This is a genomic window from Streptomyces sp. NPDC048002 (genome assembly GCF_040653275.1).
Lineage (GTDB): Bacteria > Actinomycetota > Actinomycetes > Streptomycetales > Streptomycetaceae > Streptomyces.
The window spans coordinates 636,547-657,418 of record NZ_JBEZNL010000001.1 but is presented as its reverse complement, the minus strand read 5'-3'; the positions used below and the strand labels follow the sequence as shown (position 1 = coordinate 657,418).

The 20,872-nt window shown below is 71.7% G+C and carries 16 protein-coding genes; 7 read left to right on the top strand and 9 right to left on the bottom strand.

The window, feature by feature from the left end; translation table 11 throughout:
• Nucleotides 1-23: 23 nt before the first annotated feature.
• Genes AB0E07_RS02935 through AB0E07_RS02925 form a run of 3 tightly spaced genes read right to left on the bottom strand, consistent with a single transcriptional unit; the run spans nt 24 to nt 2,688 of the window.
• Nucleotides 24-926 (bottom strand): metal ABC transporter permease, encoded by a 903-nt coding sequence (locus tag AB0E07_RS02935; RefSeq protein WP_362245683.1) that lies wholly within the window; start codon nt 924-926, stop codon nt 24-26.
• Nucleotides 926-1,696 (bottom strand): metal ABC transporter ATP-binding protein, encoded by a 771-nt coding sequence (locus AB0E07_RS02930; protein WP_362245682.1) that lies wholly within the window; start codon nt 1,694-1,696, stop codon nt 926-928. Before AB0E07_RS02930 ends, AB0E07_RS02935 begins: the two co-directional genes overlap by 1 nt.
• A 17-nt stretch (nt 1,697-1,713) precedes the next feature.
• On the bottom strand, nt 1,714-2,688 hold the full coding sequence (locus AB0E07_RS02925; RefSeq protein WP_362245680.1) for a zinc ABC transporter substrate-binding protein: 975 nt from the start codon (nt 2,686-2,688) through the stop codon (nt 1,714-1,716).
• Between the two features lie 130 nt (nt 2,689-2,818).
• Between AB0E07_RS02925 and AB0E07_RS02920 the strand changes: the two genes are divergently transcribed.
• From AB0E07_RS02920 to AB0E07_RS02905, 4 genes are all read left to right on the top strand, one after another.
• Nucleotides 2,819-4,201, top strand: a complete 1,383-nt coding sequence (locus AB0E07_RS02920; RefSeq protein WP_362245678.1) for a glycine--tRNA ligase — start codon at nt 2,819-2,821, stop codon at nt 4,199-4,201.
• Nucleotides 4,202-4,395: 194 nt separating this feature from the next.
• Nucleotides 4,396-5,013 carry a LysE family translocator gene (locus tag AB0E07_RS02915; RefSeq protein WP_362245676.1) on the top strand — a complete coding sequence of 206 codons (618 nt, stop codon included), beginning with the start codon at nt 4,396-4,398 and terminating at the stop codon, nt 5,011-5,013.
• 101 nt (nt 5,014-5,114) lie between these two features.
• Entirely contained in the window at nt 5,115-6,122 is a 1,008-nt protein-coding gene (locus tag AB0E07_RS02910; RefSeq protein WP_362245674.1) for an aldo/keto reductase, read from the top strand.
• A gap of 32 nt (nt 6,123-6,154) precedes the next feature.
• A complete protein-coding gene (locus AB0E07_RS02905; RefSeq protein ID WP_362245672.1) occupies nt 6,155-6,745 on the top strand; it encodes a TetR family transcriptional regulator in 591 nt (196 codons plus the stop codon).
• A gap of 30 nt (nt 6,746-6,775) precedes the next feature.
• Here AB0E07_RS02905 and AB0E07_RS02900 read toward each other — a convergent pair whose 3' ends face one another.
• From AB0E07_RS02900 to AB0E07_RS02890, 3 genes are all read right to left on the bottom strand, one after another.
• A complete protein-coding gene (locus tag AB0E07_RS02900; RefSeq protein WP_362245669.1) occupies nt 6,776-7,399 on the bottom strand; it encodes a GNAT family N-acetyltransferase in 624 nt (207 codons plus the stop codon).
• Between the two features lie 85 nt (nt 7,400-7,484).
• Complete coding sequence (locus tag AB0E07_RS02895) at nt 7,485-7,691, bottom strand: hypothetical protein (RefSeq protein ID WP_362245667.1); 207 nt, start codon at nt 7,689-7,691, stop codon at nt 7,485-7,487.
• Between the two features lie 133 nt (nt 7,692-7,824).
• Nucleotides 7,825-9,273: an MFS transporter gene (locus tag AB0E07_RS02890; RefSeq protein WP_362245665.1), complete on the bottom strand. Its 1,449-nt coding sequence runs from the start codon at nt 9,271-9,273 to the stop codon at nt 7,825-7,827.
• Nucleotides 9,274-9,372: 99 nt separating this feature from the next.
• Between AB0E07_RS02890 and dusB the strand changes: the two genes are divergently transcribed.
• Nucleotides 9,373-10,512, top strand: coding sequence for a tRNA dihydrouridine synthase DusB (gene dusB / locus AB0E07_RS02885; protein ID WP_362245663.1), 1,140 nt, complete (start codon nt 9,373-9,375; stop codon nt 10,510-10,512).
• An 82-nt stretch (nt 10,513-10,594) separates the two neighbouring features.
• On the opposite strand, the gene AB0E07_RS02880 is transcribed toward dusB, so the two are convergent.
• From AB0E07_RS02880 to AB0E07_RS02870, 3 genes are all read right to left on the bottom strand, one after another.
• Complete coding sequence (locus AB0E07_RS02880) at nt 10,595-12,787, bottom strand: CDP-alcohol phosphatidyltransferase (protein WP_362245779.1); 2,193 nt, start codon at nt 12,785-12,787, stop codon at nt 10,595-10,597.
• A 164-nt stretch (nt 12,788-12,951) separates the two neighbouring features.
• The gene (locus tag AB0E07_RS02875) at nt 12,952-14,892 is read right to left on the bottom strand and encodes a glycogen debranching N-terminal domain-containing protein (protein WP_362245661.1); all 1,941 of its coding nucleotides are present in this window, start codon (nt 14,890-14,892) and stop codon (nt 12,952-12,954) included.
• Entirely contained in the window at nt 14,889-16,358 is a 1,470-nt protein-coding gene (locus AB0E07_RS02870) for a hypothetical protein (protein WP_362245659.1), read from the bottom strand. Before AB0E07_RS02870 ends, AB0E07_RS02875 begins: the two co-directional genes overlap by 4 nt.
• A 120-nt stretch (nt 16,359-16,478) precedes the next feature.
• On the opposite strand from AB0E07_RS02870, the gene AB0E07_RS02865 reads away from it, so the two are divergent.
• A complete protein-coding gene (locus AB0E07_RS02865; protein ID WP_362245657.1) occupies nt 16,479-17,675 on the top strand; it encodes an ROK family protein in 1,197 nt (398 codons plus the stop codon).
• A 406-nt stretch (nt 17,676-18,081) separates the two neighbouring features.
• The gene (gene ppdK / locus AB0E07_RS02860; protein ID WP_362245655.1) at nt 18,082-20,787 is read left to right on the top strand and encodes a pyruvate, phosphate dikinase; all 2,706 of its coding nucleotides are present in this window, start codon (nt 18,082-18,084) and stop codon (nt 20,785-20,787) included.
• Nucleotides 20,788-20,872 lie beyond the last annotated feature (85 nt).

The window sequence follows — 20,872 nt, the reverse complement described above, 5'->3', positions numbered from 1 at the left end:
GTGCCAGCCCGGCCTGTCGGCGGTCAGACGCCGACGTTCCCGCCGCTGCCCCGTCCGGCCGGAACCACGCACTCGGCGGGGTCCCCGGTTCCCGCGGCCAGTCCCAGGGCCCGTGCGCGGCGCCGGGCGAGCGGTACGGCCAGCGCGGTCAGCAGGACGAACGCGCCGATCGTCAGCAGCACGATGGTCGCGCCGGGCGGTACGTCCTGGTAGTACGAGGTGACCGTGCCGCCGATGGTCACGGTCACGCCGATGGCGACCGCGATGGCGAAGGTCGCGGCGAAGCTGCGGCTGAGCTGCTGGGCGGCGGCCACCGGGACCACCATCAGCGCCGACACCAGCAGCAGGCCGACCACGCGCATCGCCACCGTGACCGTGACGGCGGCGGTGACCGCGATCAGCAGGTTCAGGGCGCGCACCGGCAGGCCGGTGACCCGCGCGAACTCCTCGTCCTGGCTGACCGCGAACAACTGGCGGCGCAGGCCGAGGGTGACCAGCACCACGAAGGCCGCCAGGAGGCAGATCGCGGTGACGTCGGACTCGCTCACGGTGGACAGGGAGCCGAAGAGGTACGAGGACAGGTTGGCGTTCGAGCCGCCCGGCGCGAGGTTGATGAACATCACGCCGCCCGCCATGCCGCCGTAGAAGAGCATGGCCAGGGCGATGTCGCCGCGGGTCCTGCCGTACCAGCGGATCAGTTCCATGAGCACCGCGCCCACCATGGCGACCAGCGTCGCCATCCACACCGGGGACCAGGACAGCAGGAAGCCCAGGCCGACGCCGGTCATCGCGACATGGCCGATGCCGTCGCCCATCAGGGCCTGGCGGCGCTGGACCAGGTAGATGCCGACGGCGGGGGCCGTGATGCCGACCAGGACGGCGGCGAGCAGCGCCCGCTGCATGAAGGCGTAGTCGAGGATTTCCATCAGCTCAGCAGTCCCGTGCGGATCGGTTCGGCGCCCGCGGGGGCGTGCGGGTGGACGTGGTCGTGGCCGGGCAGCGCGTGCTGGCCGACCGCCTTGGGCGGGGGACCGTCGTGCAGGACGCAGCCGTCGCGCAGCACCACCGCACGGTCGATCAGCGGCTCCAGCGGGCCCAGTTCGTGCAGGACGAGCAGCACGGTCGTACCGGCCGCGACCTGTTCGCGCAGGGTCGCCGCCAGGACCTCCTGGCTGGCCAGGTCGACCCCGGCCATCGGCTCGTCCATGATCAGGAGTTCGGGTTCGGCGGCGAGCGCGCGGGCGATCAGCACCCGCTGGTGCTGGCCCCCGGAGAGCGCGTCGACGGGGTCCTTGGCGCGGTCGGCCATGCCCACCAGCTCCAGGGCCCGGCCCACCGCCGCGCGGTCGTTCCCGCGCAGCAGGCCGAAGCGGGTGCGGGAGAGGCGGCCGGAGGAGACGACCTCGGTCACCGTCGCCGGGACACCGCTCGCCGCGGTGGTGCGCTGGGGGACGTAGCCGACCCGGTGCCAGTCGCGGAAGCGGCGGCGCGGGGTGCCGAACAGGTCGATCTCGCCGGCGCTCACCTGCACCTGGCCGATCACACTGCGGACGGCGGTGGACTTGCCGGAGCCGTTGGCGCCGAGCAGCGCGACCACCTCACCGCGGTGCACGGTGAGGTCGATGCCCCGCAGGACGGGCCGCGAGCCCAGGTCGGCGCGGACTCCGCGCAGGGATATGACGGGCTCGCTGCTCATGGTGCGGTCCTCCGGTTTCACTTCGCGCCGAGGGCGGTCTGGAGCGCCTTCAGGTTGGCCTCCATGACCTCGAAGTAGTCGTCGCCCCGGGACTGGTCCGTGATGCCCTCCAGCGGGTCGAGCACATCGGTCTTCAGGCCCGCGTCGTCGGCGAGGGTCTTGGCGGTCTTGTCGGAGACCAGCGTCTCGTAGAAGACGGTGGTGACGCCGTCCGCCTTCGCCTCGGTCTGGAGCTCCTTCATGCGCGCGGCGCTGGGCTCGCTCTCCGGGTCCACGCCGGAGATGGCCTCCTGGGTCAGGCCGTAGCGCTCGGCGAGGTAGCCGAAGGCGGAGTGGTTGGTGAAGAAGACCTTGCTGTCGGTGTTCTTCAGGCCGTCCTCGAACCGCGTGTCGAGGTCGTTCAACTTGCCGACCAGGGCCGCGGTGTTCTTCTTGTAGTCGGCCGCGTGGTCGGGGTCGGCCTTCTCGAAGGCCGCGCCGACGCCCTCGGCGATCTCGGCGTACTTCACCGGGTCGAGCCAGACGTGCGGGTCGAGGGCGCTCTCCTCGTCGGAGTGGCCTTCCTCCTCGGCGTGCTCCTCCTCGCCCTCGTGCCCGTGGCCGTGCTCGACGTCGCCGTGGTCCTCCAGCCCGGTCAGGGTGGCCGCGTCGATCTTGGTGCCGACCTCGGACTGGGAGATCGCCTCGTCGACGGAGGGCTGGAGCCCCTTGAGGTAGAGGGCCGCGTCGGCCTCCTGGAGCTGCGCGGTCTGCTTGGCGCTGATCTCCAGGTCGTGCGGCTCCTGGCCGGGCTCGGTGAGGCTGGTGACGTTCACATGGTCCCCGCCGATCTGCTCGGCGAGGAAGGCCATCGGGTAGAACGACGCGACGACGTCGAACTTCTCCGTGTTGCCCGCGGCGGAGCTGTCGGAGCAGGCGGCGAGGGTGCCGAGACCGAGGGCGGTGACGGCGGCCACGGCCACCCGGGATATGTGCTGTCGTCGTACGTTCATGACTCTCATTTTCAACAAATCTGGAAACCGTTGTCAACAATCCCAAGGTGGGGAACCGATTTGATACAGGGGTGGGCCACGCCGGTAACCTGAGTCATTCGCTGCCGTCCATTCGCATGAAGAGAGCACCGTGGCCGCCGACAAGATCGACACCATCGTCAGCCTGAGCAAGCGCCGTGGCTTCGTATTCCCCTGCAGTGAGATCTACGGCGGTCAGCGCGCCGCCTGGGACTACGGACCGCTGGGTGTCGAGCTCAAGGAGAACCTCAAGCGCCAGTGGTGGCGCTACATGGTGACCTCCCGCGAGGACGTCGTCGGTCTCGACTCGTCCGTGATCCTGGCCCCCGAGGTCTGGGTCGCCTCCGGCCATGTCGCCACCTTCACGGACCCGTTGACGGAGTGCACCTCCTGTCACAAGCGGTTCCGCGCGGACCACCTGGAGGAGCACTACGAGGCCAAGCACGGCCGCCTCCCGGAGAACGGCCTCGCGGACGTCAACTGCCCCAACTGCGGTAACAAGGGCCAGTTCACCGAGCCCAAGCAGTTCTCGGGTCTGCTGTCGACGCACCTCGGCCCGACCCAGGACTCCGGCTCGGTCGCCTACCTGCGCCCCGAGACCGCCCAGGGCATCTTCACCAACTTCGCCCAGGTGCAGGTCGCTTCGCGCAAGAAGCCGCCGTTCGGCATCGCCCAGATGGGCAAGTCCTTCCGCAACGAGATCACGCCCGGCAACTTCATCTTCCGCACCCGCGAGTTCGAGCAGATGGAGATGGAGTTCTTCGTCAAGCCGGGCGAGGACGAGAAGTGGCAGGAGTACTGGATGGAGCAGCGCTGGAACTGGTACACCGGTCTCGGCCTGCGCGAGGAGAACATGCGGTGGTACGAGCACCCGAAGGAGAAGCTCTCCCACTACTCCAAGCGCACCGCCGACATCGAGTACCGCTTCCAGTTCGGCGGCAACGAGTGGGGTGAGCTGGAGGGCGTCGCCAACCGCACCGACTACGACCTCGGCGCCCACTCCAAGGCATCCGGCCAGGACCTCTCCTACTTCGACCAGGAGGCCGGCGAGCGCTGGACGCCGTACGTCATCGAGCCGGCGGCCGGTGTCGGCCGCGCGATGCTGGCGTTCCTGCTGGACGCCTACGTCGAGGACGAGGCGCCCAACGCCAAGGGCAAGCTGGAGAAGCGCACCGTGCTGCGCCTGGACCACCGCCTCGCCCCGGTGAAGGTCGCGGTGCTGCCGCTCTCCCGCAACGCGGACCTGTCCCCGAAGGCCAAGGGCCTCGCCGCCGCGCTGCGCCAGCACTGGAACATCGAGTTCGACGACGCCGGCGCCATCGGCCGCCGCTACCGCCGCCAGGACGAGATCGGCACGCCGTTCTGCGTGACCGTCGACTTCGACACCCTGGACGACAACGCGGTGACGGTCCGCGAGCGTGACTCGATGAAGCAGGAGCGCGTCTCCCTGGACCAGATCGAGGGCTACCTGGCCGCGCGCCTGATCGGCTGCTGAGCCCTCCGCCAGGAGTGCCGCGCCGGGCCGCCGGCCCGATATGCAGCGCCGTCGTGGCTGATCGCGCGGTTCCCCGCGCCCCTCAGGGGCGCGGCCGAACCGCGGTCGGCCGCGGCGGCGTTCGTCATTGGTCCCCGATGCCGGTACCGGAGTGGTCCTGTCACAGGGACCGCCCCGCCGACAGGCTGGGCCGCATGAGCATCGCCTTCCTGCTGACCACCCTGGTCGTGGTCGTCACCCCCGGCACCGGAGTCGTCTACACCCTCGCGGCCGGGCTCTCCCACGGCCGGCGGGCGAGCGTCGTCGCCGCCTTCGCCTGCGCCCTCGGCATCCTGCCGCACCTGCTGGCCACGATCACCGGGGCCGCCGCGCTGCTGCACACCGGCGCGACCGCCTTCCAGGTCCTGAAGTACGCCGGTGTCGCCTACCTCCTGTACATGGCCTGGGCCACCCTGCGGGACAAGGAGGCGATCACCGTGGAGCGGACGACCGCGCCCCTGTCGGCGGGCCGGACGATCCTGCGGGGCGTCCTGATCAATCTGCTCAACCCCAAGCTGACCCTGTTCTTCTTCGCGTTCCTGCCCCAGTTCGTGGACCCGGAGGGGCCGGGCGCGGTGCCCCGGATGCTGGCGCTGGGCGGGGTCTTCATGCTGGCGACCTTCGTCGTCTTCGCCGCCTACGGCATCCTCGCCGCCTCCGTCCGCAGCCATGTCACCTCCCGGCCCGGGGTGATGACCTGGCTGCGGCGTAGCTTCGCGGGATCCTTCGTCGCGCTCGGCGCGAAGCTGGCGTTCACGGCACGCCAGGCCTGACGCACGCCAGGCCTCACACACGCCAGGCCTGAAGCACGGCGGCTGACAGGTGACAGCTGACAGATATTGAAATCTGTCAGCTGTCATGCCATGCTGGATCCATGACCGCACAGACACGCACCCTCGGAACCACCGGCCCCCAGGTCTCCGCCCTCGGTCTCGGCTGCATGGGCATGTCCGCGCTCTACGGCGAGGCCGACCGGGCCGAGTCCGTCGCCACCGTCCACGCCGCCCTGGAGGCCGGCGTGACCCTGCTCGACACCGGCGACTTCTACGCCATGGGCCACAACGAGCTGCTCGTCGGCGAGGCCCTGCGCACCGCCCCCGCGGCCCGCCGCGAACAGGCCCTGGTCAGCGTCAAGTTCGGCGCGCTGCGGGGCCCGGACGGGACCTGGAGCGGCTACGACGGACGGCCCGCCGCGGTGAAGAACTTCGCCGCGTACTCCCTCCAGCGCCTCGGTGTCGACCACATCGACGTCTACCGGCTCGCCCGGCTCGACCCGGCCGTACCCATCGAGGAGACCGTCGGCGCCGTCGCCGAACTCGTCGAGCAGGGCTACGTCCGCCACATCGGCCTGAGCGAGGTGGGCGCCGACACCGTGCGCCGGGCCGCCGCCACCGCGCCGATCGCCGACCTCCAGATCGAGTACTCGCTGATCTCCCGCGGCATCGAGGACGAGGTCCTGCCGACCACGCGCGAACTCGGCATCGGCATCACCGCCTACGGAGTCCTCTCCCGCGGCCTGATCTCCGGCCACTTCACCAGCGACCGCCGGCTCGCCGCGAACGACTTCCGCGCGCTGTCCCCCCGCTTCCAGGGCGACAACCTCCGGCACAACCTGGAACTCGTCGAAGCCCTGCGGAAGATCGCCGAGCAGAAGGGCGTGAGCGTCGCGCAGATCGCCATCGCCTGGGTGCTCTCCCGGGGCGAGGACATCGTCCCGCTCGTCGGCGCCCGCACCCGGCAGCGGCTGGACGAGGCCCTCGGCGCCCTCGACGTCACGCTGGACGCCGACGACCTCGCCGCCGTCGAGCGCGCGGTACCGGCCGGCTCCGCCGCGGGCGACCGCTACCCGGCGGCGCAGATGGCCCACCTCGGCACCAAGTAGCCGAGGCCCGGGAGCCAGGTACGGTCTGCTCCATGGCACCGAGTTCCGAAACCCTGACCGCCGAGCGCATCCTCGAAGCCACCGAGGAGGTGCTGCGCCGCCACGGCCCCGCCAAGGCGACCGTGGTGGACGTGGCCCGCGCGCTCGGCGTCAGCCACGGCAGCGTCTACCGGCACTTCCGGACCAAGGCGGCGCTGCGCGAGGCGGTGACCAAGCGCTGGCTGGACCGCACCTCGGCCGCCCTCGCCGGGATCACCGCCGACACCGGCCGGACCCCGGAGGCCCGGCTGCACGCCTGGTTCCTCGCCCTGTTCGACGCCAAGCGGCACAAGGCGGGCGACGATCCCGAGCTGTTCGCCACGTACACCGTGCTGACCGGCGAGAACAGCGCGGCGGTCGACGAGCACATCGACGAACTCACCGGCCAGGTCGCCCGGATCGTCGGCGCGGGCGTGGAGTCGGGCGACTTCGTCTCCGCCGACCCGCTCACCACCGCCCGCGCCCTCTTCCAGGCCACGGCCCGCTTCCACGACCCCGGCTACCACCGGGAGTGGGAACGGCCCGGCGTGCAGGACGAGTTCGAGGCCGTGGTGGCGCTGCTGACGCGGGGGCTGCGGGCCTGAGTAGGGCCCGAGTGGGCCTGAGGGGGCGGTTCAGTCGCCCTCGGTCGGCCGCCCGAGGAAGGTGGCGTCGCCGGGGTCCGGCACCTTGATCTCGACGAACCCCACCCGGTCGTAGAAGGCCCGCGCCCGGGTGTTGGCGGTCGCCATGACCAGGTGCACGGCCGGGACCCCGGCCTCGTGCAGGGCCCGGCGGAACGTCCGCATCAGGGTCCGCCCGTGGCCCTGTCCCTGCCACCGCGGCAGCAGGTCGATGTGCAGATGGGCCGGATGGTCCGCCACCTCGGGCACGATCATCCGCTCGGGGCGGTGGAGCAGGTCGGCGATGGTCTCGTCGGGGGTCGTGGGCGGGCCCTTCGGCGCCGGGTGGCGGTCCGCGACCGTCGGCAGCCAGCGCTCCCGGAAGGCGGCGGCGAAGCGCGGGGTGTCGGCGGTGCCGACGATGTAGCCGACGGCCCGGCCCTCGCCGTCGTCGAGAACGAAGGCCAGCTCCGGCTCCAGTTCGACGTACGGGGTGGCGAAGGCGGCCGGGAAGACGGCGGGGTCCGCGTAGTGGGGGCGGCTGTCGCCGCCGTTGTGCGCGGTGCGGACACAGATGTCCTCGACGGCGGGAAGGTCGTCGGGACGGTAGGGGCGTACGGCGGGTGTACGGGTCACCCGTGCATCGTGCCGCGCTTGGGAGCGCTCCCACAAGGGGGCGGAACCCGGCCGGACGCCCTTCCGCGCGGGCGGGTGCCCCGAGTCACGCCACGCTGGGGTCCACGGTCGCCTGGTGCGCCTCGGCGAGGTGCTCCTCCGCCTTCAGCCACGGCAGGAACTGCGCCGAGATGCGCCACCCGCAGGTGTCGCATCTGACCGTGCGCTGCACTCCGGTCCGCCGTACCTGGACGACGTGCGCGCGTCCGTGCCGGTCCCAGCGGGTGACCTTGCTCGTGTTGATCTGCGGCACGACGCCTCCAGAGTCCCGGGAAAGTCAAGGAGGAGTGTGCAGCAAGACCAACATCGACAGGGGCTCCTTCACGGCGAGTTGGCCAAGCTGTGCCCTGGCGCCGGGGCGCGGCTCGGGCCGTTCCGGGCACGGACTACGCGGGGACCCGCTGCGGTTCGCGCGGAGCCGGGGCCTCCGACTCCAGGCGCCGGGCGGTGCGTTCGGCGGTGGCGCGCGCCCACCGGCCGCTGGTCAGCAGGCCGAGCACCAGGACGGCGAGCCCGCACCCGGTGAGGATCCACCAGCCCGGCCCGGCGGCCCCGACGAAGGCGTCCCGGTACGAGGAGGCGCCGATCCCGGCCGCCAGCGCCGCCCCCACCACCGCGACACCGAGGGTCTGCCCCAGCTGGCGGCTGGTGGAGGCGACGGCCGCCGCGACCCCGGCCTGCGACCGGGGCATCCCGGACACCGCGGTGTTGGTGATGGGCGCGTTGACGAAGCCGAAGCCGATGCCGAAGAGCACGTACCCGAGGAACAGGGTGACGTCGGAGGTCTCCGCGTCGAACAGGGCGAACAGGGCCGCGCTCGCCGTCATCGCGACGCCGGCGATCAGCAGGGGGAGCCGCGGTCCCCGGGTGCCGACCAGCCGCCCGGACAGGGGGGCGCACAGGAAGGTCGGCACCGCCATCGGCAGCATCCACAGCCCGGCGTGCAGGGCGCTGAGCCCGCGTACGTTCTGGAGGTACAGCGTCGACAGGAACAGGAACCCGCCGAGCGCCGCGAACGCGCTGATCGCGATCAGGGTCGCCCCGCTGAACGGTGCCGAACGGAAGAACCTCAGGTCGATGAGGGGTTCCCGGCGCCGGGGCTCGTAGAGGAGCAGCCCCGTCAGGGCGGCCAGGGCCAGTACGGCGAAGGGTGCGGTGACGGCGAGGGAGTTCGGCGCCTCGATGATCGCGTACGTCAGCGAGCCGAACAGCGCGATCACCAGCACCTGTCCCACCGGGTCGGGGCGGCGGGCCTTCGGGGCGCGGGACTCCGGGACGTAGCGCAGGGTCAGCAGCAGGGCGGCCAGGCCCACCGGCAGGTTGACCCAGAAGATCGACCGCCAGCCGACCGAGTCCACCAGCACTCCGCCCACCAGCGGTCCGGCGGCCATGGAGAGGCCGACCACCGCGCCCCACACCCCGATGGCGCGGGCCCGCTCGCGCGGGTCCGTGAAGGTGTTGGTGATGATCGACATGGCGACCGGGTTGAGCATCGAGCCGCCCACCGCCTGCACCATCCGGAAGACCACCAGCGCTTCGAGGTTCGGCGCGACGGAGCACAGCACCGAGCCGATGGTGAAGACCACCAGGCCGGCCATGAAGACCCGCTTGCGGCCGATCCGGTCGGCCGTGGAGCCCGCGAGCATCAAAAGCGAGGCGAGGACGAGGGTGTAGGAGTCGATCGTCCACTGGAGGCCCGCCGTGCTCGCGTGCAGGTCCTGCTGCATGGCGGGCAGGGCGACGTTGAGCACGGTGTTGTCGAGGCTCACGATCAGCAGGCTCATACAGCAGATCGCGAGCACCAGCATGCGTCGGCGACGGCTGAGCTCGGGCATGAGTTTCACGGTACACCGACTTCAATAGTGTGTCTAACTAATAGTGCACCTAACTAAAGAGTGGCCCGGGTCCGTGTCCGTACACGGCACAATGGGGGAATGCCCACGACCGCCTCGCCCCTGCAGATCGGCCCGCACACCGTTCAGCCGCCCGTCGTCCTGGCCCCCATGGCCGGGATCACCAACGCGCCCTTCCGCACCCTGTGCCGGGAGTTCAGCGAGGGCAAGGGGCTGTTCGTCAGCGAGATGATCACGACCAGGGCGCTGGTCGAGCGCAACGAGAAGACGATGCAGCTGATCCACTTCGACGCGACGGAGAAGCCGCGCTCGATCCAGCTGTACGGCGTGGACCCGGTCACCGTCGGCAAGGCCGTCCGCATGATCGTGGAAGAGGACCTCGCCGACCACATCGACCTCAACTTCGGCTGCCCGGTCCCGAAGGTGACCCGCAAGGGCGGCGGCTCCGCGCTGCCGTACAAGCGGAACCTGCTGCGGGCGATCCTGCGCGAGGCCGTCTCCGGCGCCGGGGACCTCCCGGTCACGATGAAGATGCGCAAGGGCATCGACGACGACCACCTCACCTACCTCGACGCCGGCCGGATCGCCGTCGAGGAGGGCGTGACCGCCATCGCCCTGCACGGCCGCACCACCGCCCAGCACTACGGCGGCACCGCCGACTGGGAGGCCATCGCCCGGCTCAAGGAGCACGTCCCGGAGATCCCGGTGCTCGGCAACGGCGACATCTGGTCCGCCGAGGACGCGCTGCGGATGGTCCGGGAGACCGGCTGCGACGGCGTCGTGGTCGGACGCGGCTGCCTGGGCCGGCCCTGGCTCTTCGCCGACCTGGTCGCCGCCTTCGAGGGGCGCGACGACTTCCGGCGTCCGGTGCTGCGCGAGGTCGCCGACATCATGGTCCGGCACGCCACGCTGCTCGGTGAGTGGATCGGCGACGAGGCGCGCGGAGTCATCGACTTCCGCAAGCATGTCGCCTGGTACCTGAAGGGCTTCGCGGTCGGCTCCGAGATGCGCAAGCGGCTCGCGGTCACCTCGTCCCTGGACGCGCTGCGCGCGGGGCTCGACGAACTCGACCTCGACCAGGCGTGGCCGACCGGGGCGGACGGGCCGCGCGGGCGGACGTCCGGCAACAACCGGGTGGTACTGCCGGACGGTTGGCTCAAGGACCCGTACGACTGCGCGGGCGTGAGCGAGGACGCGGAACTGGACACGTCCGGCGGGTAGCGGTCCGATCCACCCCGGGTGCGTGGTTCGGCCGCGGCGCCGCTGTGGCCGGTCGCGCAGTTCCCCGCGCCCCTGGGGGCGCCTAGCCCTTCGTCGGGTGGGGTGTGGAGCCGTAGGCGGTGAGGAAGCGGTCTCGGAAGGTGTCCATCTTCCAGACCGGGGCGTCGGGGGCGGGCTGGAGGCCTTCCGTCCAGTTCCAGGCGGAGATCTTCTCCAGCACCTCGGGGTCCTTCGCCACGATGGACACCGGGACGTCCCTGCTCGCCCGGACGCCGCTGACCCGGGCGATCGGCTGGTGGTCGCCGAGGAACACCAGGACCGTGTCGTCGGTGCCGTAGCGCTCCAGCCACTGGGTCAGCGCCGTCACCGAGTACTGGATCGACTTGCCGTACTCCTCGCGGGACCTGGTGGTGTCCGTGACGATGTCCTGGGGGCGCTTGCCCGCCTTCTCGATGCCCTCGAAGACCGAACCGTCGCCCAGGTCCTCCCAGTCGACCAGCTCCGGGATCGGCGCCCAGGGCTGGTGACTTGAGGTCAGGATGACCTCCGACATCAGCGGCTTGTCGCGCTTCTTGCCGTGCACCTGACGCTGGAACGCCTCCAGCGCGTACTGGTCGGGCATCGTCGACCAGCTGAACTTCGGCCCCCGGTAACCGAGATGGAAGGCGTCGTAGACCTTGTCCAGGCCGTAGAAGCTCGCCTCCGGCCAGGCCTTCTGCACGCCCGGCATGATGCCCACGGTGTCCCAGGCGCCGCTCTTCCGGAACGCCTTGGTCAGGGTGAGGTGGTCGCCGGAGGTGACGGTGCGGTAGCGCTGCTGGTTGTCGACCCACAGTCCGGACAGGAAGGTCGAGTGCCCGAGCCAGCTGCTGCCGCCGTAGGTCGCCGACGTCAGCCAGCCGCTCCTCGCCCGGTAACCGGCCGCCGCCAGCGCCTCGGTGCGGGCGTCCAGGGTGTCGGTGACCCCCGGTGCCATGACCGGGTCCTCGATGGCGCTGCGGCCGTAGCTCTCGATGAAGGCGATGACGACGTCCTTGCCGCGCAGGTCGGGCAGGAGCTGGTCGGCGGGGGTCGCGCCGAAGCTGTCCGCCTTGGCCTCCTTCGCGAAGGCCGCCTCGTCCCGCAGGGTGTCCTGGACCCGCCGCGCCTGCATCGCCAGCGCGGACGCGGCCCGGTCGGAGGCGAGGGGCAGCCCCGCGAGCTGGACGCCGATCGCGGTGCAGGTGATCCACACCGTGGCGGCGACGAGCGTGCCCCGGGCGGCCCGCTGCCGGTGCGCGGCCAGCAGGTTGGCGAGCCGGACCGTGGCGAGGGAGGTGAGGACGAGCAGGAGTACGGCGAGCAGGACGGCGCCGACGGCGGCGGCCAGCGTGGTGGCCTCGCCCATCGAGTCCTCCATGTACGCCTGCGCGTCGTCGAGGAGGGACCAGTCGAGGATCAGGTTGAAGCCCCGGCCCAGGTATTCGCGGAAACCGATGTCCAGGAGGTTGAGCACGGTCAGCGCGCCCAGTGCCGCGCCGCTCACGGCCGCGGTGACCGTCCGCGTGCGGCGGGGCAGCATGAGGACGACGGCGGCCCCGACGATCGCCTCCGCCGGGATCCGGGTGAACCGGTCGACACTCGTGGCGGCGGCGAGGCTGTTCGGCAACAACAGCGAGCCGAGCACGAGCACGGCACAGAGCACGGTGACGCTCCGCCCGACGACCGTGCGGAGTCGGCTCCGGATGACGGGGTTCTCGGTGCCGGACGGCTCCGGCTCGCCGGGGGCCGTGCGGTCCCGCTCGTCGGCGCGGGCCGCCCGCTCGGGACCGTCGGCGGTGGTCTCAGCGGCGGGGTGGTGGTCGAGGGCCGGGGCAGCGGGTCCGCCGACGCTGCCGGCTTCCTCGGAGAGGGCCGCGCGCTCGGTCTCCTCGGCGGCCGTGGGCTCTGGTCCAGCGGCTGCGGTGGTGTCGTCGGCCGCGCGGCCGGGTGCGGTGGCGGGGGCCGGACCGGCCGGACCGCGGGAATCGGCAGCCGCGCTTGCGCCTGCGGAGACCGTGGCATCGGCATCGGCATCGGCGCCCGCGGCACCGGCTTCGGCGACCGTGCCGGAGGTCTCGTCGGCCGGGGTGCCGGGTTCGGGGGCCGGGGTGCCGGCCGAGGGCTGGGTGCTGTCCGGATCCCCGGGCTCAGGGGCCGCGTTCGCCGGTTCCGCCGGCTCCTCGGTGCGGGGAGTCCCGTCGGTGGCCGTCGGGGCGGCCGGTCGGGGGGTGCGTGTGCCCGGTAGCTGGCGCAGGCGCGTGAAGACAGGCACCGGTGGTCCTTCCGTGCGGTCCTGACGGCGTGGTGCGGCGCGCCCGGAGCCCGCCGTCCTCCCGTACGGTGCCGCGCCCGCCCTTGTTCAGCCATGTCGACCAAGGGCTCGGCAAACACCGGGCAAACGGCGGGCCAAGCGGTGCGCTACGCCCCGCCCACCGCGGTCAGCAGCGCCAACGGCGCCGTGGCCGAGCGCGACTCCCGCACGCAGGCGTGGGGATAGGGCACCGGTTCGGGGTGGGTGTCGCGGCCGTATCCGGCCAGGACCTCCGGGAGGCGGTGGCCGGTCGAGGTCGCCGCCTCCACCAGGGCGTGTGCCACCGCGCGGGCCTCGTCGTGCAGGCCGTAGCGGGCCAGCCCCAGGGTGATCAGGGCGTTGTCGTGCGGCCAGACCGAGCCGCGGTGGTACGACAGCGGGTGGTACGCGGGCTGGCCCGCGGCGAGCGTACGGACGCCCCAGCCGGAGAAGAAGTCCGGCTCCAGCAGCCGCCGGCCCACCACCTCCCCGTACTCCTTGTCCAGCAGGCCCGACCAGAGCAGATGCCCCGCGTCCGAGGCCAGCGCGTCCACCTGGCGGCCCTCGCCGTCCAGTGCCAGCGCGGGGAAGGACCGCTCCGGCATCCAGAAGTCCCGCTGGAAGCGGTCGCGCAGATCACCGGCCGCCTGCTCCAGCAGCGCCGCGTACGTCTCGTCCTCCCACACCGTCCGGGACAGCCACGCCGTGCGGCGCAGCGCGTCGTACGCGTAGCCCTGGGCGCCCGCCGCCATCACCGGGCCGCTCGCCCGGGTGCCGTCGGACCAGCAGATCGCGCCGGGGGAGTCCTTCCAGTTCTGGTTGGCCAGTCCGCCCCGGTCGGCGCGGTAGACCAGATAGCCCCGCGAGGTGAGGCCGCCGTGGTCCAGCATCCAGGCGACGGCGGCCCGCGCGTTCGGTTCCAGCCGGCGGGCCAGCCGGACGTCCCCGGTCCGCTCCGCGTAGGCGCCGAGCAGCACCAGGAACAGGGGGGTGGCGTCCACCGAGCCGTAGTAGCGCCCGAAGGGCACCTGGCCGAAGTGGGCCAGCTCGCCGTGGCGCACCTCGTGCACGATCTTGCCGGGCTGCGCCACGGTGTCCACGCCGGTCTCGGTGGCCTGCGTCGCGGCCAGCGCCGGGAGCGTGGCCGCCGCGAGACCGGGGCGGTAGGGCAGCGCGAACAGGGAGGTGAGCAGCGCGTCCCGGCCGAGCAGGGTCAGGAACCAGGGCGCGCCGGCCGCCGGGACCCGGAGTTCCTCGCCGTCCGGGCCGGTCGCCGGGATCTGCAGCGAGGCCAGGTCCGCGAGCCCGCGGGCACAGGAGGCCGCCAGTTCCGGCCAGCCCGTGGGGAAGGACACGCCCTCCACGAACTCGCCCTCCAGCGCCAGCAGTTGTTCGTTGAGGGCGGCGGGGGAGCGGGGCACCCGGAGGGCTCGCCGGTCGCCGTGCGGGCGGGCCATCACCCGCAGCGCCAGTTCGGTCGTGCCGTGCGGCTCCAGCTCCAGGGTCCACACCAGGCGCCGGGCCCCGGTGCCGGTCTCCTCCACGGCGTCCGGCGCCGGTTCGGCCGTCACCGTCGTACAGGACCGCCATTCGCCGCGCTGGTAGGTGAACTCCAGTCCGTGTTCCAGGACTTGCCGGGAGCGGACGGCTCCGGTCTTGCTGTACGTGCGGTGGTCGGAGCGGAGTTCGAACTGGTCCGTGAAGTCGGCGTCCGCGGTGATGCCCAGGCGGACCGTGGTCGGGGTCGGCAGGTTGCTGGTCACCCGGATCGACTCGACGAACGCGCCGTCCCCCACGGCCTGTTCACGGAAGACCGTGTACGCGGGGGGCTCCTGGCGCCCGCCCCGGGGGACCAGGACGCAGCGCGCCGTGTCACCGTCGGCCACCGGGGCCAGGGACTCCGGCACCGCGCCGTCCAGGGTCAGCTGCCAGCGGCTCAGATGCCGTGCGTCCCGTACGAATAAACCGTCCGGGGAGCTGCCGGCGCCCCGGACGCCACTGATGTCCCCGCCGTCGCCCACGGCGGCGAACGTCTCCCCGTGCACGAGCAGATGATGCCGGTCCGTCATCCCCGGTCCCCTCCCTTGATCTCCGTGGTGCTGGTGCCGTAGGTGTCCCACGAGGGCTCGCCGTGCAGCAGGTCCAGCGTCAGCGCGGCCGTCCAGCCGAAGTCGGTGGTGCCGCAGGCCGCACCGGTGTACGGGTCCACGTACTCCGCGAACCCGGAGCTGTCCGCCAGCTCCAGGACCGACTGCCGCAGTCCGTCGGCCAGTTGGCGCTCACCGTGGGTGCGCAGGCCCCGCTCCAGCAGCCAGCCGGTGTTGAACCAGGCCGGGCCGCGCCAGTAGCGGTGCGGGTCGAAGGCCTCGCCGAGCAGGTCGTAGCTCGGCACGAGGCGGGTGGTGTCGCCGAGCGAGAAGTGCGGGCCGCGCGCGGTGCGGACCAGCGCGTCGGTGATGTCGCGCGGGAGCGTCGGCAGCAGCAGCGGGATCAGGCCGGAGACGCTCCGCTCGGGGATCAGCCCGCCGCCGCGCACGTCCCGGCAGAAGAACATCCCCCGCGCCGGGTCCCACAGCCGGTCCACCAGGACCCCGGTCAGCCGCTCGGCGCGCGCGTGCCGGGCCGTGCCGGTCGCCCCCAGTTCGCGGGCGATCCCCGCCAGGGCGTGCTCCGAGGCGATGAGCAGGGCGTTGAACGAGGGGTCCTCCACCGCGAAGCCGCCCACCCGGCCACCGGCCTCGCCGTCCGAGTAACCGCCCACCCGGCCACCGGCCTCGCCGTCGGCGTACCCGCGGTCCCGGTAGTCCGTCGCCAGCCGCACGTACCGCCCGTAGTCCAGGTCGGTCGGCCGGTCCTCGGCGGCGCCGTGGTCGAGGTCGGCCCGGCGGAAGGAGCGCGCCGGGGCGGGCACCACCCGGGCCAGCGGCGCGTCCCAGCAGGGGCTGTTGTCCATGCCCTGTTCCCAGGGGTGCACGACGGAGGCCAGCCCGCCGCCGCCCAGGTCCCGCCGGTGCAGCAGATAGCGGTGCCAGGAAGCCAGCCTCGGGTAGACCCTGGCCAGGAAGCCCCGCTGACGGGAGAGCCCCGGGTCGGCGCGGTGCACCAGCCAGGCGGCCAGCGCGTGCACCGGTGGCTGCACGATGCCGGACGTCTGTACGGTGCGCGGGGCGCCCGCAGCGCGCCCCGCGGTCGAGGAGCGCCAGAAGTCGGGGCTCGGGAAGTACGCGTCGAGCGGGACGGAGGGGTTGAAGACGATGTGCGGGATCCGGCCGTCGCCCCACTGGGCGTCCAGCAGCGTCTCCAGCTCCCGCTGGGCCCGCAGCGGCGACAGGTGCCGCAGTCCGATCGCGATGAACGCCGAGTCCCAGGACCACTGGTGCGGATACAGCCCGCGCGAGGGGACCGTGGAGCTGCCCGTCCAGTTGTCCTCCAGCACCCGCGCGGCCCTGACATGCAGCGATCGCGGCCGGTTGGCCGGATCGTATGCGATGGCACGCGTCGCGGGGCGGGCGACGAGCTCGGCGGTGCGATCCACTCGGGACTCCCGGGAGACGACTCGGCTGACCGGTTCGGCAACAGCTACCGTAGGGTTACGTCTATTTAACACGCAAAACTCAATATGTAATGCAAGCTTGAGAAACACAAGGGGGTGCGCATGACGGGTCGAGGTCAGGTCAGCGCCGGCGATCTGCTCGAACTGGTCCGCAGTGGCCGGGCCACGACGCGCGGCGCCCTGCAACAGGTCACCGGACTCTCCCGGGCCACCGTCGGCCAGCGCCTGGACCGGCTCTTCCGCGCGGGCTGGCTGCGCGAGGGCGCCGGCGGACCGGTCGACTCCCCGCAGGGCGGACGCCCCTCGATCACCCTGGAGTTCGACGACGCGCACGCCGTCGTCCTCGCCGCCGACCTCGACACCCGGCACGCCCGCGCGGCCGTCCTGACGCTGACCGGCGAGATCCTCGCCGAGCACGGCGGCACCCTGGTCGTCGAGGACGGCCCGGAGGCGGTCCTCGGGGAGCTGGGGCGCTGGTTCGCCGAGCTGCTGGAGAAGGCCGGGCACCGGGCCTCGGAGGTCTGCGGCATCGGCGTCGCGGTGCCGGGGCCGGTCGACAGCGAGACCGGCCGGGTCGTCCAGCCGCCGATCATGCCGGGCTGGGACGGCTACGACATACGGGGCCGCCTCGCCCGCGCCCTCACCGAGCACACCGGAGCACCCCGGGTCCCCGTCCTGGTGGACAACGACGCCAACCTCATGGCGTACGGCGAGCAGCGCACCGGCTACCCCGACTGTTCGGCGTTCGTCCTGGTCAAGGTCTCCACCGGCATCGGTGCGGGCGTCGTGGTGGACGGCTCGCTCTTCCGGGGCGTGGACGGCGGCGCCGGCGACATCGGGCACATCCGGGTGGGCGCGGACGCCCTGTGCCGCTGCGGGTCCTACGGCTGCCTGGCCGCCGTGGCCAGTGGCGGCGCCGTGGCCCGGCGGCTGGCCGAGGCCGGGGTGCGGGCGGCCTCCGGCTCCGACGTACGGGATCTGCTGGCGGCCGGGCACCCGGAGGCCGTGGGCCTGGCCCGGGAGGCGGGACGGCAGGTCGGGGACGTCCTGGCGACCGTGGTGACCCTGCTCAACCCCGGTGTGCTGATGATCGCCGGAGATCTGGCCGGCACCGCCTTCGTGACCGGCGTGCGGGAACTCCTCTACCAGCGGGCGCTGCCGCGCTCCACCGCTCATCTGGAGGTCGTCACCTCCAGGCTGGGCGAGCGGGCGGGGCTGGTGGGGGCGGGTGCCCTGGTCGTGGAGCACCTCTACGCCCCCGACCGGGCCGAGGAGCGGCTCTCCGCGCTGGGCGTGTGACCACCGTGTTTCCTGTCCGGAAACCGGTCCGGATGGTGAAATCGGGGCCGCTTCGACGGCGTGATTCTCGCCACCCTTGATAAGGGTTGCGCTCAGATGAGCGATTCTCGGTCTACTGCACTTCTCCAAGGGGTGGCACTCGGTGCCACCCCTTGATCGTTCATCGATCGAAATCAGACGTGTAAATCACCGCTCAGATGAGCGAAATCGGGGGCCTGTGGGGGTTCATTCGTTCAAGAAGTGAACGCAAGGCGGCGCGCTTCCTTGCCAAGCCTTGACTTTCGATCCACTGGCTGACGGGTGGTTACAGGCGCATGACGCACAAGTGGACGTACCCAGGTGCCTTCGATCTGGGTATGTTCCTCGCCGTCAGGGCAGCCACCGAGTCCTCGAGGAGTTGGGACCCGTGTCGGAAAACAATAAGTTCGTTTACGACTTCACCGAGGGCAACAAGGAGCTCAAGGACCTTCTGGGCGGTAAGGGTGCGAACCTCGCCGAGATGACCAACCTGGGCCTTCCGGTACCCCCCGGCTTCACCATCACCACCGAGGCGTGCAAGACCTACCTCGACAGCGGCGAGGAGCCGGCGGCACTGCGTGACGAGGTGAGTGCGCACCTCGACGCCCTTGAGACGAAGATGGGCAAGAAGCTCGGCCAGGCCGACAACCCCCTTCTCGTGTCGGTCCGTTCCGGTGCCAAGTTCTCCATGCCCGGCATGATGGACACGGTCCTCAACATCGGCCTCTCCGACAAGTCGGTGAAGGGCCTCGCCGACCAGGCGGGCGACGAGCGCTTCGCGTGGGACTCCTACCGGCGCCTCATCCAGATGTTCGGCAAGACCGTCCTCGGCGTCGACGGCGAGCTCTTCGAGGAGGCGCTGGACGCGGCGAAGGCGGCCAAGAAGGTCACCGTCGACACCGAGCTGGAGGCGGCCGACCTCAAGAAGCTCGTCACCAAGTTCAAGCGGATCGTCAAGACCGAGGCGGGCCGGGACTTCCCGCAGGACCCGCGCGAGCAGATGGACCTCGCCATCAAGGCGGTCTTCGAGTCCTGGAACGGCGACCGGGCCAAGCTCTACCGCCGCCAGGAGCGCATCCCCGGCGACCTGGGCACCGCCGTCAACATCTGCTCCATGGTCTTCGGCAACCTCGGCCCCGACTCCGGCACCGGCGTCGCCTTCACCCGCGACCCCGCCTCCGGCCACCAGGGCGTCTACGGCGACTACCTCCAGAACGCCCAGGGCGAGGACGTGGTCGCGGGCATCCGCAACACGGTCCCGCTGGCCGAGCTGGAGACGATCGACAAGAAGTCGTACGACCAGCTGATGCAGATCATGGAGACCCTGGAGAACCACTACAAGGATCTCTGCGACATCGAGTTCACCATCGAGCGCGGCCAGCTGTGGATGCTCCAGACCCGCGTCGGCAAGCGCACCGCGGGCGCGGCCTTCCGGATCGCCACCCAGCTGGTGGACCAGGGTCTGATCGACGAGGCCGAGGCGCTCCAGCGCGTCAACGGCGCCCAGCTCGCCCAGCTGATGTTCCCGAAGTTCGACGAGGAGGCCAAGGTCGAGCAGGTCGGCCGGGGCATCGCCGCCTCGCCGGGCGCGGCCGTCGGCAAGGCCGTCTTCGACTCGTACACCGCGGTGAAGTGGTCCCGTTCGGGGGAGAAGGTCATCCTGGTCCGCCGGGAGACCAACCCCGACGACCTCGACGGCATGATCGCGGCCGAGGGCATCCTGACCTCCCGCGGCGGCAAGACCTCGCACGCGGCCGTGGTCGCCCGCGGCATGGGCAAGACCTGTGTCTGCGGCGCCGAGGAGCTGGAGGTCGACACCAAGCGGCGCCGGATGACCGTGCCCGGCGGGCACGTCGTAGAGGAGGGCGACCTCATCTCGATCGACGGCTCCTCCGGCAAGGTCTACCTGGGCGAGGTCCCGGTCGTGCCGTCCCCGGTCGTGGAGTACTTCGAGGGCCGGATGCACGCCGGTGCCCAGGACGCCGACGAGCTGGTCGAGGCCGTGCACCGGATCATGGCGTTCGCCGACCGCAAGCGCCGGCTGCGGGTCCGCGCCAACGCGGACAACGCCGAGGACGCGCTGCGCGCCCGCCGCTTCGGCGCCCAGGGCATCGGCCTGTGCCGCACCGAGCACATGTTCCTCGGCGACCGGCGCGAGCTGGTCGAGCGGCTGATCCTGGCCGACACCGACGAGGAGCGCAAGGACTCCCTCAAGCAGCTGCTGCCGCTCCAGAAGAAGGACTTCGTGGAGCTGTTCTCCGCGATGGACGGCCTGCCCGTCACCGTCCGGCTGCTCGACCCGCCGCTGCACGAGTTCCTGCCCGACATCACCGAGCTGTCGGTCCGGGTGGCCCTCGCCGAGTCCCGCAAGGACCCGCACGAGAACGACCTGCGCCTGCTCCAGGCCGTGCACCGGCTGCACGAGCAGAACCCGATGCTGGGTCTGCGCGGCGTACGCCTGGGCCTGGTCATCCCCGGCCTGTTCACCATGCAGGTACGGGCCATCGCCGAGGCGGCCGCCGAGCGCAGGAACGCCAAGGGCGACCCGCGCGCCGAGATCATGATCCCGCTCGTCGGCACGGTCCAGGAGCTGGAGATCGTCCGCGAGGAGGCAGACCAGGTCATCGCGGAGGTCGAGGCCGCGACCGGCGTCCAGCTGAAGCTGGCCATCGGCACCATGATCGAGCTGCCGCGGGCCGCGCTGACCGCCGGTCAGATCGCGGAGGCGGCGGAGTTCTTCTCGTTCGGCACCAACGACCTCACCCAGACGGTGTGGGGCTTCAGCCGGGACGACGTGGAGGCCAGCTTCTTCACGGCCTACCTGGAGAAGGGCATCTTCGGCGTCAGCCCCTTCGAGACGATCGACAAGGACGGCGTGGGCTCGCTGGTGAAGTCCGCGGTGCAGGCGGGCCGCGCGACCCGTCCCGACCTCAAGCTCGGCGTCTGCGGCGAGCACGGAGGTGACCCGGAGTCGGTCCACTTCTTCCACGAGGTGGGTCTGGACTACGTCTCCTGCTCCCCGTTCCGCATCCCGGTCGCCCGTCTCGAAGCGGGGCGTGCGGCCACCCAGTCGGAGGGCAGCGACCACCGCTGACCTCACCGGTTCCGGAGCCGTCGTGGGTCCCCGACCCTCAACACCGATCCACGCCGGCTCCGGATCGCCCAGAGGAGGGGCGGCA

Coding starts and splice junctions, on each gene's coding strand:
- AB0E07_RS02925 (WP_362245680.1), bottom strand. CDS start 2,688: ATGAACGTACGACGACAGCACATATCCCGGGTGGCCGTGGCCGCCGTC.
- AB0E07_RS02910 (WP_362245674.1), top strand. CDS start 5,115: ATGACCGCACAGACACGCACCCTCGGAACCACCGGCCCCCAGGTCTCC.
- AB0E07_RS02915 (WP_362245676.1), top strand. CDS start 4,396: ATGAGCATCGCCTTCCTGCTGACCACCCTGGTCGTGGTCGTCACCCCC.
- AB0E07_RS02935 (WP_362245683.1), bottom strand. CDS start 926: ATGGAAATCCTCGACTACGCCTTCATGCAGCGGGCGCTGCTCGCCGCC.
- AB0E07_RS02865 (WP_362245657.1), top strand. CDS start 16,479: ATGACGGGTCGAGGTCAGGTCAGCGCCGGCGATCTGCTCGAACTGGTC.
- AB0E07_RS02930 (WP_362245682.1), bottom strand. CDS start 1,696: ATGAGCAGCGAGCCCGTCATATCCCTGCGCGGAGTCCGCGCCGACCTG.
- dusB (WP_362245663.1), top strand. CDS start 9,373: ATGCCCACGACCGCCTCGCCCCTGCAGATCGGCCCGCACACCGTTCAG.
- AB0E07_RS02875 (WP_362245661.1), bottom strand. CDS start 14,892: ATGACGGACCGGCATCATCTGCTCGTGCACGGGGAGACGTTCGCCGCC.
- AB0E07_RS02905 (WP_362245672.1), top strand. CDS start 6,155: ATGGCACCGAGTTCCGAAACCCTGACCGCCGAGCGCATCCTCGAAGCC.
- AB0E07_RS02890 (WP_362245665.1), bottom strand. CDS start 9,273: ATGCCCGAGCTCAGCCGTCGCCGACGCATGCTGGTGCTCGCGATCTGC.